5 protein-coding genes are annotated in these 18,355 nt (G+C 42.8%); 4 read left to right on the top strand and 1 reads right to left on the bottom strand.

The window, feature by feature from the left end:
- Positions 1-76 precede the first annotated feature (76 nt).
- Positions 77-1,102, top strand: coding sequence for a sugar phosphate isomerase/epimerase family protein (locus tag L0U89_RS06340; protein ID WP_234860762.1), 1,026 nt, complete (start codon positions 77-79; stop codon positions 1,100-1,102).
- 129 nt (positions 1,103-1,231) lie between these two features.
- Entirely contained in the window at positions 1,232-2,392 is a 1,161-nt protein-coding gene (locus L0U89_RS06335) for a Gfo/Idh/MocA family protein (protein WP_234860761.1), read from the top strand.
- A gap of 93 nt (positions 2,393-2,485) precedes the next feature.
- Here the strand turns inward: L0U89_RS06335 and L0U89_RS06330 are convergent, their stop codons facing one another.
- The gene (locus tag L0U89_RS06330; RefSeq protein WP_234860760.1) at positions 2,486-3,091 is read right to left on the bottom strand and encodes a DUF2911 domain-containing protein; all 606 of its coding nucleotides are present in this window, start codon (positions 3,089-3,091) and stop codon (positions 2,486-2,488) included.
- A gap of 192 nt (positions 3,092-3,283) precedes the next feature.
- Here L0U89_RS06330 and L0U89_RS06325 point away from each other — a divergent pair, with 192 nt between their 5' ends.
- Together L0U89_RS06325 and L0U89_RS06320 are read left to right on the top strand one after the other, a co-directional pair.
- Positions 3,284-17,533: a non-ribosomal peptide synthetase gene (locus L0U89_RS06325; protein ID WP_234860759.1), complete on the top strand. Its 14,250-nt coding sequence runs from the start codon at positions 3,284-3,286 to the stop codon at positions 17,531-17,533.
- Positions 17,530-18,261 carry a 4'-phosphopantetheinyl transferase family protein gene (locus L0U89_RS06320; RefSeq protein ID WP_234860758.1) on the top strand — a complete coding sequence of 244 codons (732 nt, stop codon included), beginning with the start codon at positions 17,530-17,532 and terminating at the stop codon, positions 18,259-18,261. The genes L0U89_RS06325 and L0U89_RS06320 overlap by 4 nt, the downstream gene beginning before the upstream one ends.
- The last annotated feature ends 94 nt before the right edge of the window (positions 18,262-18,355 follow it).

The following is an 18,355-nucleotide window of genomic DNA, read 5'->3' as shown; positions in this document are numbered from 1 at the left end:
ATAGCAAGCAACAAAACACAAGACCTCAATCTATCGACTATGGTCTATTAACCATTAACTCAATAACCAATTCACCATGAACAATTACCCAAAACTACACAATGCCACCTGGCCGGGAATCGTGGGAAAAGGCCCTGATTCTGAGCCTGTAATCCCATTCGACAAACTTTTGGAAATGACCGCGGCGGCGGAAGTCAACGGGGTCAAGTTTGACGGGGTGGACCTCGGCCTCCTCGATCCACACCTTAACATCGATATGTCCGACGACGATATCAAGCGCCTAGCGGACAAGGTTTCCGGATATCACCTCAACATTGGCTCCCTCGTCGCACCGATTTGGGCGGGTTCAGCCATGGGCACCGCGGATCAGCGTAAAACCTTCGTGGAAATGGTCAAGAAATCCTGCGCCATTGGCAAGCGCCTGAAAGAACTCGGCGTACGCCACTATGGTATTGTCCGCATTGACTCAGCCGCGGGGGTATCCGATTGGGCAAAGGATCCTGCGGGAAACACCAAGCTGATTGCACAGACATTCCGCGAAGCCTGCGATGTCGCGGCTGACTTTGGTGAAAAACTCGCTGCCGAGGGTGAAATCTGCTGGGGTGGGATGCACAGTTGGAAACACATGGTCGAGCTGCTTCAGATGGTAGATCGTAAGAACATCGGTTTCCAGGCCGATATGTCCCATACTTTTCTTTACACGATGGGTTACAACGCACCCGAGCATAGAATCCTTCCCGTGGATTTTGATAAATCCGACCGAGAGGCGATCAAATCTGCTCTGAAGACTGTAACTGCCGCGCTGCGACCATGGACAATCGACTTTCACGTGGCCCAAAACGATGGCACCGTATTCGGGTCTGGATCGCATGACAAGACCGGTCGCCACTGCCAAGCCACGGACCCTAACGGACTTTTGGACATCGCCAATGACGCTGGCTACTGGCTGCGGGACGAAAAGGGAAACCTGACAAAAGCCTTCCAACATATCTGCTGGGATGGCTGCATGTTCCCCAATGCCGTGATGGAAAAACAGCAAACCTGGAACGATATCCTCGCCGCCCTGATCAAAGTCCGTGAAGCCCACGGATGGAAGGGATAAGTTGGAAGTACGAAGTCAGAAGTATGAAGTCAGAAGAGAGAAGCCAGAGACGAGAATTGAGATCTTAGAACCAAGAATCCTTTCGTCTCATGTCTCGCTTCTCATGTCTCACGTCTAAAATCTTAAAAAATGAGCAATAAAAAACAAATCCGCATCGGCCTGATAGGCACCGGCCTGATGGGAAGAATCCACACCAATGCCTACAAAAGAATTCCTGATTTCTTTTCGGAGTTTGAATACCAACCTGTCCTCCAAGCCGCCTGCGCCCGTCGGGAGGAAAAAGTGAAGGCTTTTGCGGCCCAATGGGGCTATGCATCCTACGAAACAGACTGGCGTAAACTCATCGCACGCGAGGACATCGATGCCGTGGACATCTGTACGCCCAACGACTCCCATGCCGAAATTGCCATTGCTGCTGCAAAGGCGGGGAAGATGATCCTCTGCGAAAAACCACTTGCGAAAACGGTGGAGCAAGGCGAAGCCATGGTCGAGGCAGTCGAAAAGGCCGGTGTGAAAAATACCATTTGGTACAATTACCGTCGAATTCCCGCCGTGACCCTGGCGAAGCAGATTGTCGATTCCGGCAAACTTGGCAAGATATTCCATTACCGCGCCAACTTCCTACAAGATTGGACCATCAATCCCGACTTGCCCCAAGGAGGTGATGCGCTCTGGCGCCTCGACGTGGATGCCGCTGGTTCCGGTGTGACAGGTGACCTACTCGCCCACTGCATCGATACTGCGATGTGGATCAATGGTGGCATCGTCGATGTGTCAGCCATGACGGAAACATTTGTCAAGGAACGTATACACCAAGGTTCCGGCAAAGTTCAAAAAGTGGGAATCGACGACGCATGTATCTTCCACTGCCATTTTGCCAATGGCTCGCTTGGGCTATTTGAGGCGACCCGCTATGCACGCGGCCACAAAGCGCTCTATACCTTCGAAATCAACGGGGAGCATGCATCGATTCGCTGGGACCTTCATGATATGAACTGGCTGGAATACTTCGACCACAAAGATGAGTCCCAAGTAAGGGGCTGGAGAAGAATCCACATTACGGAAGGCGAACAGCCCTATATGAAGCGTTGGTGGATTCCGGGCACTTCGATTGGCTATGAGCATTCATTTATCCATCAAGCCGCTGATTTCTTCCATTCCCTGCAAACAGGAAAACCTTGCCATCCGACCTTCCAAGATGCCTTGGAAACCCAAAAGGTATGTCAGGCGGTGTTGGATTCGGCCCATGACCGAAGCTGGAAGGACACTGGGGTGAAGTGGGAAGGGTAAAAAAACAAAAAAACCTGCCGGGTTACTGATCTCCTATCCTTAATTCGGACACGAAGGTCAAACCCGGCAGGTTTATTTTTTTAAACTTTGAAATTAGAATGCTGCTTTGAAACCTTCCATTTTTTGGTCTACTTGGGTATCGACGTCGAAGGATATCTTCACTTTCTCAAATGACATGGTCACTTTCGCTACCTTGTTGTTGCCTGCGGAAATGCTGTATTGAAGTCTCTCGTGCACTTCGTTGGACATGACAGGAGCAACTTTGATAGCGACTGCATCGTCTTTTGCGAGCGCTTCTTCATCGATTTTTCCGTCTTTCATGTAAGCAAAAACAGAACTGGCTTTGCTGTTCAAATGCACGGTCCACTCACCTGATGCCTGTGGCGTGATGAAAATGGAGTATTTGCCGGGACGGAGGTTTTTGCCACCCACGCTTACGCCCGTGCTGAATTCGATAATTGTTGCAGCATTGGCACCTGCCCTCCATGTGACGCCGTATTTTTCGATTTCACCGAAGATTTTTCTTCCCTTTACAGCCGGAGAGGAATAGTCTATGCTGATTTTTGTAAAACCGACATTTTGAGAAACAGAAGCTGCCGGGCTAGCTGCCGGTGCCTGCATTTGGGCAAAAGAAGTAAGCGGCAATGCAGCCATCAACAAAATGATGGTGGCAATGAGGAGATTTTTAATGGTTTTCATTTTTTATTGGGTTTTTTAAATTAGAATTTGGAAGGTAAAATCGGCTTTGAAGTTAACTGAATGGTTTCTAAATATCTATCAATTTTTCATGTTCAATTATTTGATCTCAAAAAAAGGTTATTAACTTAACTCTCAAATTACCGCTTTTCAGAAAGTCGAAAAACGATTTTTTAACCCCAAAATAACTTAGGTATGGCATTCTCCAAATCGCCAAATAACCAATCAGCGACAGGATTTTCGCAATTAGTCAATGATTATTGGGTCAATAAGTTCACAGGAATTGAAGAATTACAGCTCCCAAAGGATCCTTTAAAATCTTCATCAAAAAGGATAGATAAAAACACGTTGAGTTTTCTTGTAGAAAAAAATTTGCTCGATGCTATTACGAACAACTTAGCAGACAATACTACGTCCCCATCAATCACCCTGTTAGGAGCATTGCAAGTTTTGCTTTATCGCTACAGTAGCCAGGATGATTTTTGTGTCGGCGCCACAATCAAAAGATCAAATCTTTTCCATTCAACTGGAGAGAACATAAATGACGATTATTTGAATATCCTGCCAATTCGCACCAAAATAGATGGCAGAAGACAATTTGGCGAGTTCATCCGAACACTAGAGGAAGATTTTGCGGAAGCCAAATCCCACAGCCATATTTCAGTTGATCAATTGATTTCTTATTTAGGTAAGAAGGACAAAAAAGATTTACGAATTCTTGTTCCGGTCGTCTTCGACTATCAGGAAAATGTTGAACTGGATGTGGCAAGCCAATTATCAAGAATCGACCTTGAATATTTCAATTCTATTTTGTGGTTCGGCTTTGCGGAACATACAGATAAAATTGAAGCCACCATCACGTTTGACACTGAATTTTATTGCCTAGAATCGATTAAGAGGATGTCCTCCCATTTTTTAACGCTTCTCGAATCTGTTCAATCCAATCCGAGGGTGAACTTAGGGCTTCTAAATATTATCCCTCAAGAAGAGAAAGATTTACTACTGAAGTCCTTCAACGATACTGAATCTCCATTACCAGACGGAAAAACGATTTTGGATTTATTTGAACAACAGGTCGGTACAAACCCAGATGCGCTGGCGGTTGAATTTGAAGGAAACCAGCTTTCATACCGGCAATTGGATGCCCAATCAAACCAGCTGGCCCATTTTTTAATCAACAACGGGCTCAAACCTGAAAGCCCTGTTCCGATTTGTATTGACCGCTCTTTGGAGATGATTATTGGGATTTTCGGGATCCTCAAATCCGGCGGGGCATATGTCCCGATAGACCCTTCTTTTCCAAAGGACAGGATTGACTATATGATTGAAGACACAAAAGCCAATTTTGTTATTTGTTCATCAGAAACAGCCCCCAATTTCACAGATAAAGCAAAACTTGTCGTCATGGACAAGGAAATGGGAGCTCTTCTCAAAATGCCTTCAACCAAACCCTCGTTTTTGGTGTCGCCCGAAAATTTGGCTTACATCATCTATACCTCAGGTTCTACGGGAAAACCAAAAGGTGCGATAGTAGACCATCGCAACCTCATAAACTTTTCGATTAGCTTAACGAAAATTGTTGGGTATGATTCTTCTTCACGTCAATTATCGGTCACTACTTTCATATTTGACGCATTTTGTTTGGAACTGTTTGTACCCCTAATAAACGGGGGAGCTGTTTTCTTGGCAAAGAAAGAAATCGCAATGGACGGCTTTAGTCTGGCCCAAAAAATAGCAGAAGTGCGACCTACACACATGCAGGCCACCCCATCCGGCTGGCAAGTACTCCTCGGTTCCGGTTGGAAAAATAAGGAGGGAATTATAATGACCACAGGCGGAGAGGCTCTTATGGAAGAAACTAAAAATCTTCTAGCCCAGACTGGAACCCTTTGGAACCTCTATGGACCTACCGAGACAACAATAACCTCAACATTCAAAAAAATGGAGGTGGGTGAAAAGGTAACCATCGGCAAGCCCATTGACAATACCTCCGTGTATATCCTTTCAGCAGACGGAAGCCTAAACCCTATCGGTATTCCCGGAGAACTGTGTATTGGAGGGGATGGCGTCGGGAGAGGCTACCTCAACAGACCTGAACTAACCTCCCAAAAATTCGTCCCAAATCCTTTCGGCAATATCCGGGTAGACAAAATGTACCGCACAGGTGACCTTTCGAGGTGGCTTCCCGACGGAAACATCGAATACTTGGGGAGAATGGATGACCAGGTCAAGATCAGGGGATACCGCATTGAGCTTGGTGAAATTGAATCCGTCGTTCTTTTATACCCTGGAGTGAAGCAGTCAGTAGTCTTGGCAAGGGAAAACGGACATGGTGACAAAAAGCTCATCGGATATGTGGTCTGCGAAGGCGATTTCGAAAAAGAATCCGCAATTTCCTTCCTCAAGTCAAAACTTCCTGAATACATGGTGCCCAAACTTTGGCTTCAGCTAGAGAAACTCCCTATCAACTTTAGCGGAAAAATCGACAAAAAAGCACTGCCCGATGTAACTGGTCCTGATATTCAAAACTCCGATTATTCACCTCCAAAAACTGACTTAGAAAACAAACTGGCCAATATCTGGAAAAGCGTCTTAGGATTGGAAAGGGTAGGCATCCGAGACGATTTCTTTGCCCTCGGGGGACACTCCCTGCTCGCGATGAAGGTGATTGCAACAATCCGGCATGAGATAGGATTAGAACTTTCTATCGGGGAGATGTTTAATTACCCAACAATTTCACAACAGATTGATATCCTGGAGCCAAGAAATAATGGCAAATATGGAATAATCCAGCTTGAAACTACAGAAAGACACGAGTCAATCCCACTTTCCTACAACCAGCAAAGTCTTTGGTTTATTGATCAATTATCAGGTAGTACTCAATACCATATTCCAATTGTTTTTAGAATTGAAGGAGAGTTGAGCAAAAGGGCCCTGCAAAAAGCCCTTGTTGAAATCGTAAACAGACATGAAATCCTTCGCACGGTAGGCTCGGAAAAGGACGGCGATGTATTTCAAAAAATACTGGAAAAAAATCTCTTTGAACTTAAGTCCAAAGAAGTCCCCAACGAGGAATTAGCAAAAGAAATTGCGGGAATTGTCAAATCCCCTTTTGATCTGACTTGTGACCATATGATCCGCGCTTGGCTGCTGAGTCATGGAGATGAGACGCAGATCTTGGTTATTATTTTACACCATATCGCATTTGATGGGGCATCGACAAGCATTTTCAAAACAGAATTATGGGAGAATTATAAAGCCTTTTCAAAAGGTAGTTCCCCAAACCTACCATCTCCAAAGCATCAATACGTAGACTACGCTGTCTGGCAGAGAAAAATCATCGGCAGTAGCTCCTATCAGTCAAAACTAGAGCACTGGAAGAATAGTTTACAAGGAACCACCCCTATCCAGGTGCCAACGGATTTCATCAGGCCTGCGGTAATTTCCTCAAACGGAGATATAGTCCGCTTTACGATTGGTCAAGAAATAATTAATAACGTATATGCCATAGGTAAGCGGCAAAATGCAACCCTCTTCATGACGCTTTTGACCGCGTTCAAGGTTTTGCTCCACAGGTATTCCCAACAAGAGGATATTTGTGTCGGTACGCCGATGTCAGGGAGAGAGATGCAGGAATTTGAGGAAATGATTGGGTTTTTCGTAAACAGCATTCCGATAAGGACTCAATTGGCCGGCAACGTTAGCTTCAACGATCTCTTGAATAAGGTGCGCTCGAAAACCATCGATGCATTCGACAATGGACAGATCCCCTTCGAACTGATTGTTGAATCACTTGAGATCAAAAGAGATCTTAGCAGAAATCCTTTGTTTCAGGTGCTGTTTGTACTCCACAGTGAATCCGAAAACAGTTTTCAAACTGAAAACACCAAATGGACCTCGATCAATTACAATCAATCCACGTCAAGATTTGACTTTGCTTTTGAATTGACGGAAACAAAGAAAGGGCTTGACGGAATGGTAGAATTCAGCACTGATCTCTTTGCAAAGGAGACAATAGAGAGGATGGTTGACCATTACAAAACCCTGTTGGTTTCAATTACTGAAAATCCGACCGAGAGGATTGACAAATTGAAAATGATGGGTAGTGAGGAAGAAATCCTGATATTAAAACAATTCAACAACACAAAATCAGATTATCCAAAAAACGAAACAGTCGTTAGTCTATTTGAAAAAACCGCAAAACAATTTCCAAATAACCTTGCGGTCGTTGCTGGTGGTCAAAGTATAAACTATAATGAACTTGACCAAAGAGCCAATAAATTTGCCAACTACCTGATTTTAAAGGGAGTAAAATCAGAAAATCCAGTACCACTTTGTGTAGACCGGTCCATCGATATGGTCATAGGAATTCTGGGAATTCTAAAGGCGGGAGGAGCATTAGTGCCGGTTGACCCTTCGCTGCCTGTTGAAAGGATTGACTACATGTTGGAAGACACTGGGGCGGATTTTGTTATCTGCAATTCCAGCACTTCCCATAAAGTCGCAAATCATAAAAAACTGATTTTTGACCAAGAAAGTGAGGAAATTAACTCAATGTCCTCCATCAATCCACTTACATCACCAAATCCTGAGAATCTCTTTGATATCATCTATACCTCTGGTTCCACAGGTAAGCCTAAAGGTGTGATGGTCGAACACAGAAACCTGGTCAATTTTCTTTTTAGTATGACCAAAGATGTTGACTTTAATCCTTCATCAAGTGTTTTATCAGTTACCACTTATAGTTTTGATATTTTCTATCTCGAATTATTTCTTCCTCTGTATCAGGGGGGTTGTGTTTTTTTAGCAGATAAAGAAACTTCGCTTGACGGTTATCGGCTTGCCAAGGAAATTGAAGAAAAAGCCCCAAGCCACATGCAGGCTACCCCATCAGGTTGGCAAGTACTTCTAGAAAGTGGTTGGAATAATCCAACGGGCTTGAAAATGCTTGTAGGTGGAGAAGCGCTGAAAGAGGAAACGAAAAACGCTTTGTCGTCGCTGGGTACGCTCTGGAATTTATATGGCCCAACTGAAACTACCATTTGGTCGACATTCAACAAAATGGAACCCTCCAAAAAGGTAAATATTGGAAAGCCTATCGCAAATACTTCAATTTATATACTTGGTTCGGGAGACCAGCCCAATCCGATAGGGATTCCTGGAGAACTCTGTATTGGCGGGGATGGTGTGGGTAGGGGTTACCTCAACAGACCTGAGCTTACATCCGAAAAGTTTGTCCCCGATCCTTTTAGTGGAAATAAAAATGCAAGATTCTACCGAACAGGAGACTTAGCCAAATGGCTCCCTGATGGCAACATAGAATACCTCGGAAGAATAGATGATCAGATCAAAATCAGAGGTCACCGAATTGAACCTGGCGAAATCGAAACGGTACTTCAGCAGCACGAGGGGATCAAACAGGCTGTTGTCGCGGTGAAGCAAGACAACTTTGGTATTAATAGACTAATCGGATATGTAATCTGCAGACATCCTTTTGATAAGGATGGGGTGATCTCTTTCCTCAAAGGAAAATTACCCGATTACATGGTCCCCAATATTTGGATGGAACTGGATGCTTTCCCTTTAACTTTCAACGGTAAAATAAATAGGAAAGCCCTTCCCGAGCCTTCAACGGAACTCATCGAAACCACAAAATACGAAGCACCCAAGACAGAACTACAAAAAAAGGTATCTGGAATTTGGAGACGAATATTGGGTGTGGAGAAAGTGGGGCTCAATGATGATTTTTTCGAACTTGGGGGCCACTCCCTTATGGCAATGAGGGCAGTAGCAGCTCTAAGACAGGAAACTGGACTTTTACTCTCTATCAGTGATCTTTTTGCCAATCCCACTCTGAAAATGCTGACAGATATCCTCGCTGCAAAGGAAATCGGTGACGGAAATTTTAGGATTATGGTTCCTGACGAAAGACCTGAAATACTTCCACTTTCCCACAATCAGTTGAGTATTTGGTTTATTCATCAATTAGAAGGGAGTATCCAGTACCACATACCTATCATCTTCGATATCAGAGGTAAAATTGACACAATGTCATTAGACAATGCCCTAGTGGAAATCGTAAACAGACATGAAATATTACGTACAGTAATCTCGGAAAAGGATGGCATTGCCTATCAAAGAATCCTGAAAAAGAATCAATTTCAACTTGATAAAAAAGCAGCAAATAGGAAAGAACTAGATCAGGAAATAACCAAGCTAATCAGAATGCCTTTTCATCTGGAAAAAGACCATATGATCAGGGCATGTCTAATCACACTGGGAACGGATGAATACTGTTTGGTCATTACCATGCACCATATCGCCTCGGATGGATGGTCGTCTTCTATCCTAAAAAGGGAGCTTAAGGAACTATACCGAGCTTTTTCAAAAGGATTTAATCCAGATTTACTCGAGCTCCCCCACCAATATTCAGATTTTGCATTATGGCAGAGAAATATTATTGCCAAGGATGCATTCAAATCAAAATTAGACTATTGGAAAAAAAGACTTCGGGATACTACCCCACTCCAACTTCCTGCCGACTTCACTAGGCCTTCGGTTCTTAGCACTAAGGGCGATGTTCATCGATTTTCAATTGATTCTGAGTTAGTCCTGCAACTCAAAAATTTAGCAAAAAATCAGAAAGCAACGCTATTCATGACCCTGTTAGCAGCATATAAAGTCCTGCTTTATCGGTATAGCGGTCAAGAAGATATATGTGTCGGCACACCCATTGCAGGAAGAGAAAACAAGGAAACTGAAGATTTGATAGGCTTCTTTGTGAATACACTTGCTCTTCGAACAGAAGTTAAAAACGCCTTGGGTTTCGCTGATTTTTTAACCCAAGTCAAAACATCTACTTTGGAAGCTTTTGAAGCCCAGGAAGTTCCTTTTGAGATGATTGTTGGCGAATTAGGCCAGGAGCGAGACCTGAGTAGAAACCCGATTTTCCAGGTTCTTTTCGTTTTGCAAAACGTCCCGAATTCCAAATTCGAAATAGCGGGGGCAGAAGTGTCCGAGAAAGGGTTTGAGCACTTCACTTCTAAGTTCGATATGACTTTTGAACTTACTGAGACCAAAGATGGAATCCGGGGGGTGCTGGAATTTTGCACCGATCTTTTTAAAAAAGAAACCATCACCAGCTTTGTGTCTCACTATTTGCAGCTCTTACGGTCAATATGTGATAATCCGACCGAAAAAATCGGATCATTGAAGATCATGCAAGATCATGAAGAGAGACAAATTCTTGAATCCTTTAACAAAAACCACAACTCAATTCAGGAAAATATCACGATTCTTGACCTATTCGAAAGTGAAGTCAAGAAAAACCCTGAAGCGGTAGCGGTTGCTTTTGAAGGCACGAAACTTAGCTACTTCGATCTTGACAAGAAGTCAAATCAGCTGGCCAGTTATTTGATCACCAAAGGAATTAAAAATGAAGAGCTGGTTCCTATTTGCCTTGACAGATCGTTCGAAATGATCATCGGGATTTTGGGTGTTTTGAAGGCAGGCGGAGCATACGTACCAATAGATCCAACCTACCCAGAAGACAGGATCAGTTTTATGCTCAATGACTCAGGTGCCAAAGTTGTTTTGACCACCTCCGACCTGACTGAAAAAATTCCTGGTCCCTTTGAAATCATTTGTCTCGACAAGTTTGACAGCGAATTAGAATTTGAATCAAATCATCTGAATGATAGGGAAATTAGCAAAAACAACCTTGCATATGTGATTTATACCTCAGGGTCAACCGGAAAACCAAAAGGTGTCCAAATTGAGCACGGGGGATTAGTTGCGTCTACTCTGGCAAGGCATTCTTATTATGGCAATACGGGTTCAGCCTTGTTGATACCATCATTCGCATTTGATTCATCTGTTGCAGTGATTTTTGGAGCTTTGACCACCGGCAGCCAACTGATCCTTTGCAAAAGTGAATTCATTAAAAGCCCCCATCATATCCAAAAATTGCTGAAGGACACTGAAACTCTACTTTGTGTCCCATCTTACTACAGGTTCTTGCAGGAAGAGGAATTGCTTTCAGATTCCAAATTGGTGAATGTCATTCTTGCCGGGGAAAATCTGGACCAATCTCTTGTGAAGCTGCATTTCGACAAAACCAAAAATGTGAATTTATTCAATGAATATGGTCCAACTGAAGGAACCGTTTGGGCTTCTGTGGCCCAGATTCATTCGCCAGAAGAAAAAGTCACAATCGGAAAACCGATAGATCACACGAAAATATTCATTGTCAACAAAGACAATCAGCTCAACCCAGTCAATGTCCCCGGGGAGTTATGTATTTCAGGAAAAGGTGTGGCAAGAGGCTACTTGAACAACCCTGAACTTACGATGGAAAAGTTTGTCAAAAATCCATTTAGCTTATCTGGTGATGAAAAGATGTACAGGACTGGCGACCTTGCGAGTTGGCTTCCCGATGGCAACATCGAGTATTTGGGTAGAATTGATGACCAAGTGAAAATCAGGGGATACAGGATAGAATTAGGAGAAGTCGAACAAGCATTGTACAGCCATGTTAAGGTCGAGCAATGTGTAGTGATTGCAAGATCATTGGACAAAAGAAAAGACATAGCACTAATAGCTTATACGACAGGCGAAGCCACCGCAGAAGAACTAAGATCGTGTCTGAAAGAAAAGCTGCCAAACTATATGGTCCCCAGCCACTTTGTGAAATTGGCCAGTTTGCCCTTGACGAGTAATGGGAAGGTAAATAGAAAAAGTCTTCCCGACCCTGAAGACACAGGGATGCAGGGTGTAGAATATATAGCTCCAAAAACAGACGAAGAGAGATTTCTAGCAAAAAAATGGTCAGAAGTATTGCGGGTGAAAGAATCGGGGATCGGATTGGCGACTGACTTCTTCGCTTTAGGCGGAGATAGTATAAAGGCAATACAGATTGTAGCCAGGCTACGAACCGGAGGATATGAGTTAAAGATATCGGATGTGATGAGTAGTAGCAGGTTGGTAGACATGGCCTCCAAACTGCGTACTTTGACAAGAGTGATAGATCAAGCACCTGTAGAAGGTGAGGTGATGTTGAGTCCGATACAGTGTGGTTTTCTGGAAAATAGTTTTGCAAAGGGAACCGAAGAAATCAAAGACCTTTTTCATCAAAGCTTCATGTTTTGTTTACCAGGTGGTGTAACTGAATTAGAAGTTAGGGCTGTTATGGAAAAGATTGTGGCACACCACGACGCATTACGTATGCGATATCAGAAGTCGGAAGAAGGTGTGTGGAAACAATACAACGAAGGGCTTATAGGGGACTATTATATTCTTGAAGAAACAACACTACCTAACGACAGAGATGATTTCAAAAGTAGTCAAAGCCGATTCTTTGAGGAGCATGGTACTCGCCTAAAGCAGCGTGTTAGCTTTAGAAAAGGCCCTCTTATTGGCGTCGGATTATACCACGATGTTGAAAACAATGAAAGCCATTTGCTGCTCTGCATACATCATATGGTGATAGATCTGGTATCATGGCGTATTTTGTTTGAAGATATTGATATTCTACTGAATCAATACCGAAACGGAGAAGACTTAGCGTTGCCTGAAAAAACCGATAGTTATCGCTATTGGATGGAACGTAACGCAGCCTATGCGAATGGACACCTGGTCGAGCGCCAGCGACCGTTCTGGGACCAGCAAATTAAAAGGAAAGTTGACAAAATTGCTGCCGAAAACCCAGAAGGAAGAAATCTATTTGGTGTAAGTAAGCGTGTTGGTTTTACTTTAAGTAGGGAACAAACGGCGCAAGTCTATCAAGGGATGAATGGCCTGAACAAGGTGGAGATCAATACCTTATTGTTGGCGGCATTATCAAGAGCATTGAAGGATGTGTTTGGCACAAATGTAGTAAGGGTATTACTCGAGGGCCATGGAAGAGAGGGATATCTGGAGAAAACTGACATAAGCCGAACCGTAGGTTGGTTTACAAGTATATACCCGTTTGTTTTGATCACCGGGGATGAAAGTGTGGAGTCAGTTTTAATGCTCCAAGACACGCTAAATAAAGTTCCTGATAAAGGAGTAGGTTATGGTATATTGCGTTACCTGCACAAGCACCGACTGCCCGAGCTGGAAGACGCCGACGTGAGTTTTAATTTCTTTGGGGATTTTAGCAAGCTAGCGGGAAAAGAAGAGAACCCAACGTTAGCATCACCCTCCTCGAACCGTAGAAATAGTGCTAAGGCGATTCTCAATTACTCTAAATATGGACACGGTGCTGATGTCCACCCAGACATAGAACGTGAGACTGAATTAGAGGTAAGTGGACAAAGTCAAGATGGCTGCTTGGAAATGAGTATTCAGTACAGTTCCGAGCGTATGGGCGAAGAGTTGATGCAACTACTCGCTGTGATTTATAAAACACATTTGCTCAAAATCAGTGAAAGCTTAAATACCTACGAAAAACCGGTCCAATTACCAAGCAGCTTTACCTATAAGGGCTTAACCATGCAACAGGTAGAAAAGCTAAAGCAGGAATATGGGACCATTGAAGACGTTTACCAATTGAGCCCAATGCAGCAAGGCATATATTTCCATGCCTTGTCAGAACCTGAAAGTCACGCATACTTTATTCAACTAGCTTATGGCCTTAGTGGATTTTTGGATATAGATAAGCTAAAGGATGCGTTTAGTAAGACAATAAAAAGGCACGCTGTGTTACGGACCATTTTCAGAAGAGATTTGGGAGATGATCCGTTGCAGGTAGTATTAAAGGATGATAACATAGACTTTAGGTATGAAGATATCAGAGAAAAGGAAAAAACAGCACAAAAAGACTATCTCAAACAGGCAAAAGTGGCAGATATTGCCGAGGGTTTTGACTTAAGTGTAGGTCCCTTGGTGAGATTGACTGTTCTTCAACTATCCGAAGACACCTTTTTTCAAATATGGAGTACCCATCATTTGATTATCGATGGCTGGAGTACCAATCGAGTACTATATGAGTTTGATCAATATTACAAATCTCTCATAGGGAATAAACAAACCATACTAAATACACCTGAGCCTTTTAGTCATTACATAGCGTGGTTGGACCAGGTGGATCGTGAAACCAGTATTTCCTACTGGAAGAACTACTTGAGCGGATATGAAACCAAAGCCTTTCTGCCCTTTGACAGTGACGGGATGTCGACCGATACAACGTATTTAGCAAGTGATTATGAATTTTGGCTGGACAAGGAGCTCACAGAAAAATTAACTGACCTGGCTTCAAAAGAAAAAACGACATTAAATACGATTATCCAGAGTGCATGGGGGGTATTACTTAGCAGATATAACAATACCCAAGATGTAGTCTTTGGTTCTGTAGTCTCAGGACGTCCATCGCAGCTCAAGGACATTCAGGAGATGATTGGGATTTTCATCAACACTGTACCTCAGCGGGTGAGTTACTCTGGACAAACCACTTTCAAAGATCTATTACAATCAATACATCAATCCTTTATCGCAGGTGAACCCCACCATTATTTGAGTTTAGCGGAAATTCAGCGTCAAAGTGACTTGGGGTCAAATTTGATTGATCAGCTTTTGATTTTTGAGAATTATCCAATATCCGGTCAGGCAGAGGATGCTATCGCCCCTCCACAATCAAAAAATAAAGAAGAGGTCAAAATTATTAGTGAGACTGTAGAATTGTTTGAGCAGATGACCTATGATTTCACCTTGATGGCGGCTTTGGAGGATCGTTTGTTCTTTAGAATGAAATTTAATAGGGCAAGATACAGTGAGGGATCAATTAAGCGATTAGAGAGACAGTGGAAGCAATTGCTAATGGAAATATCAAATGATGCAACTATCCCGGTTAACCATTTGGAAATTCTGCCCGAAGAAGAAAAGACCCATCTGTTTGAATCACTGAATGGTTCAAGAGTTTTGTCACCTTTGGAAAAAACAATTGTTGAATTAATACAAGAACAAGTCGATAAAACCCCTGAAGATATAGCCTTAAAGTATGATGGAACTGCTCTCACCTACAGGGAACTTAACGAGACATCCAATCAACTTGCTCACTACCTCCTTAGCCGTTATGATATAGAGCCTGATGTTTTAGTGGGTATTGAGTTGGAACGCAATGAATGGATGGTGATAAGTATATTAGCTATTATAAAAGCGGGAGGCGCCTATGTTCCAATCGACCCAAATTATCCTTTAGCACGAAAAGAGTTTATAAAACAAGACAGCGGTATTTTATTTTGCCTCAACATTGACACTCTCCTTGATTTCAAAAAAGAGTGGAAAGACTGTGTTAAAAGCAATCCCCCCGCTCCGATCAATGCAGACAATTTGGTCTATTGCATTTACACCTCCGGTTCAACGGGCAACCCCAAAGCCGTAACTATTGAGCATAAGCAGTTATCATCATATGTTATGTTCAACAAAGAATACTTTTTCAAAAGTATTGAGAACTCAATGCATACAAATTGGTATGCTGTAACAAATTACACCTTCGATATTTCCGTTTTCGAAATTCTGGGCTCACTAGCTATGGGCTTCACAATAAATCTCAATCCTATTGGAAACACAGAATATCTTCTCAGCTCTATTGCCGCCAATCCCCATGGAGTCCTGCAAATTACGCCCTCCTATTTTGAGGAACTTATTTTGGACGAAAAAGCCAAGACCATATTACCGTCATTGGGTGTATTGCTAATAGGGGGAGAAGCGATGGGTGAAAAGGTCTTTTCATTTATCAAAGATTATCTGCCTCAAAACACCGTGTTTAATGTCTATGGGCCTACCGAAGCTACCATTTGGAGTACGGCTTTTCTATTAACAGGCGCAAGAAAAGTATTGTTGGGAAAACCGCTCGGCAATGAATCGATTTACATCCTAAACCATGACCTAAATTTGGTGCCAATTGGAAGCATAGGTGAAATATGCATTGGTGGCGTAGGTCTTGCCAGGGGTTACTTAAATCGACCCGACCTGACCAGAGAAAAATTCATTGAGAATCCTTTTAAGGCAGGAGAACGCATATATCGAACCGGCGATTTGGGCAGATTGAGAGAAGATGGGAATCTAGAGTATTTGGGCAGAATTGATGATCAAATCAAAATCAGAGGGAATCGGATAGAGCTAGGCGAGATCGAGAAAGCGTTGGCAAGGCACCCAAAATCTGGACAATGTGTAGTAATAGCAAGAGCATTAAGAAATACCAAAGACAAGGAACTGATCGCCTATACAACTGGCGAGGCTACAGCCAAAGATCTTAAAAATCACATTAAGGATTTGCTTCCCAGCTACATGGTTCCCAACTATTTTGTGAGGTTGTCTAGTATCCCGTTGACCAGCAATGGAAAAATTGACAGGAAGGCTCTGCCAAACGTGGAAAATAAAGAAACAGTTACCTCAAGTTATGTCGAACCAAGAAAGGAGCTGGAGAAACAAATTGCCGCACTTTGGCAAAGAATCCTTGGTTTGGACAGGGTAAGTATTGAAGATGATTTCTTTGAAATTGGCGGACATTCGATTCTTGCTGTAAAGGTAATTTCCGCAATGGAAAAAGAATTAGGATTAAACCTTTCCATAAACCTGATATTCAAATATCCAAGCATTTCTTCATTATCAAAAGCTATCGAAAACAGCCATGAGAATCAGAAAAGTTGGAATTCCTTAGTTCCTATAAAACCATCCGGAACTAAGCCACCACTTTTCATTATTCACGGTGTCGGCTCGACAGTTTCCATTTATTATACGTTGGCGAAATACATTGATAACGACCAACCCATATTTGGCTTTCAACCAAAAGGTTTGGACGGAATTGAAGTACCAAACAATTCGGTTGAAGAGATGGCTGCCTTTTATATTTCTCTCATGATCAAACAATATCCTTCTGGCCCGTATTGTATTGCCGGTTATTCATTTGGAGGATATGTAGCTTACGAAATGGCTCGTCAACTGAAAGCAATGGGCAGAGAAGTATCCAAGCTAATTCTCTTTGACACATCTGCGTATGAAGATGAAGCAAAACTCTCTTGGTTGAAAAAATTAAAACTCCAACTGGGTAAAAGGATAGTAAATCTGGGTTTCGCATTTCAGGAACCAGAAGGATTCTACGAACAAAAAAGAAGGTCTTTTGAAAGAAAGAAGGACCAAGTTTTGATCAAATTAAATCTAAAGGCCAGGCCGGAAACCCAGAAAGACCTAGGAAGTATCATAAAGGTCCTTGCAAGTAACAATGTGAGAATTCTAAGAAATTATAAGTTGGCAAATTACGCCGGTGACCTATATTTATTTAAGGCCAAACACAGGCCTTTCTATGTAGAGGACGCCAAGTATTACGGTTGGGGTCCTTTGGTAGAAAGGGTCCATATAGTGAATGTATCCGGCCATCATGACAATATTTTCAAGAAGCCAGAAATCCTCAAAGAAATGGCCTCTATGATCCAAATGGTCCTTGATGAACGTCCCGGAAAATGACCCAAAACCTGTCCATCGCCCTTCTCGATATTTCCCCAACCTGGGAGGATTTCCATTTTGAGCCACTTTACGGTAAATTCCATGTTATCAGGGTATGCGTTTCAAGAAATATACATGAGATAGAAGCACAACTTAGACTGCTCAAAAATGAAGAAATAGATAAGCATGCCAGAATTTTCAAGCAAAGCGACAAGAATATCTTCTTGACCAGCCAAGTGATGAAAAGGGTATTGTGCGGACTTTATCTCAAGATTTCACCTGCAGAAACCAACTTTTTATTCACTGAACATAAAAAACCGTATGTCTCAGGTTATCCCAACTTCCACTTCAACATCAGCCATTCCGGAGATTGGGTGGTTTTTCTTTTTTCCTCATCGCCTTGTGGCATTGATATCGAAAAGATCAAGCCGGACTTTGATTTCGAAGGAATGATGCCATCTGTATTCCATCCAAGGGAGATCGATTGGATCAATGGGCAACCTGACAGGAACAGGGCATTTTTCAAGCTGTGGACCATTAAGGAATCCCTGCTCAAGGCCCAAGGCACCGGCCTTATCGATGACCTCAATCAATGGGACTTGACATCAACGCAAAAAATGTCTGACCCTGATTGGCATGTGCAGACTTTTTCGGTCGGAGATGATTACTATTTGAGCACCTGTGTTAAGGACCATCCTAGGGAATTCAAGTACTTCGAATTTGCTGGCAGCTTTGACTTTTCTTCATAAAAGTGTGGCGGTTTTCGTTTCTTCATTTTAAAAGTGTAAAAAAACAATTCGATGCCAACCGATGATCATTGGGCAGGTCACCGATTCTTGGGAC

Source organism: Mariniradius sediminis (assembly GCF_021491425.1).
GTDB lineage: Bacteria > Bacteroidota > Bacteroidia > Cytophagales > Cyclobacteriaceae > Mariniradius > Mariniradius saccharolyticus.
This window is presented reverse-complemented; position numbering and strand designations above follow the sequence as displayed.

What these genes read in the sequence shown, in the direction of transcription:
- L0U89_RS06340 (WP_234860762.1), top strand. Translation starts at nt 77, where the DNA reads ATGAACAATTACCCAAAACTACACAATGCCACCTGGCCGGGAATCGTG.
- L0U89_RS06335 (WP_234860761.1), top strand. Translation starts at nt 1,232, where the DNA reads ATGAGCAATAAAAAACAAATCCGCATCGGCCTGATAGGCACCGGCCTG.
- L0U89_RS06330 (WP_234860760.1), bottom strand. Translation starts at nt 3,091, where the DNA reads ATGAAAACCATTAAAAATCTCCTCATTGCCACCATCATTTTGTTGATG.
- L0U89_RS06325 (WP_234860759.1), top strand. Translation starts at nt 3,284, where the DNA reads ATGGCATTCTCCAAATCGCCAAATAACCAATCAGCGACAGGATTTTCG.
- L0U89_RS06320 (WP_234860758.1), top strand. Translation starts at nt 17,530, where the DNA reads ATGACCCAAAACCTGTCCATCGCCCTTCTCGATATTTCCCCAACCTGG.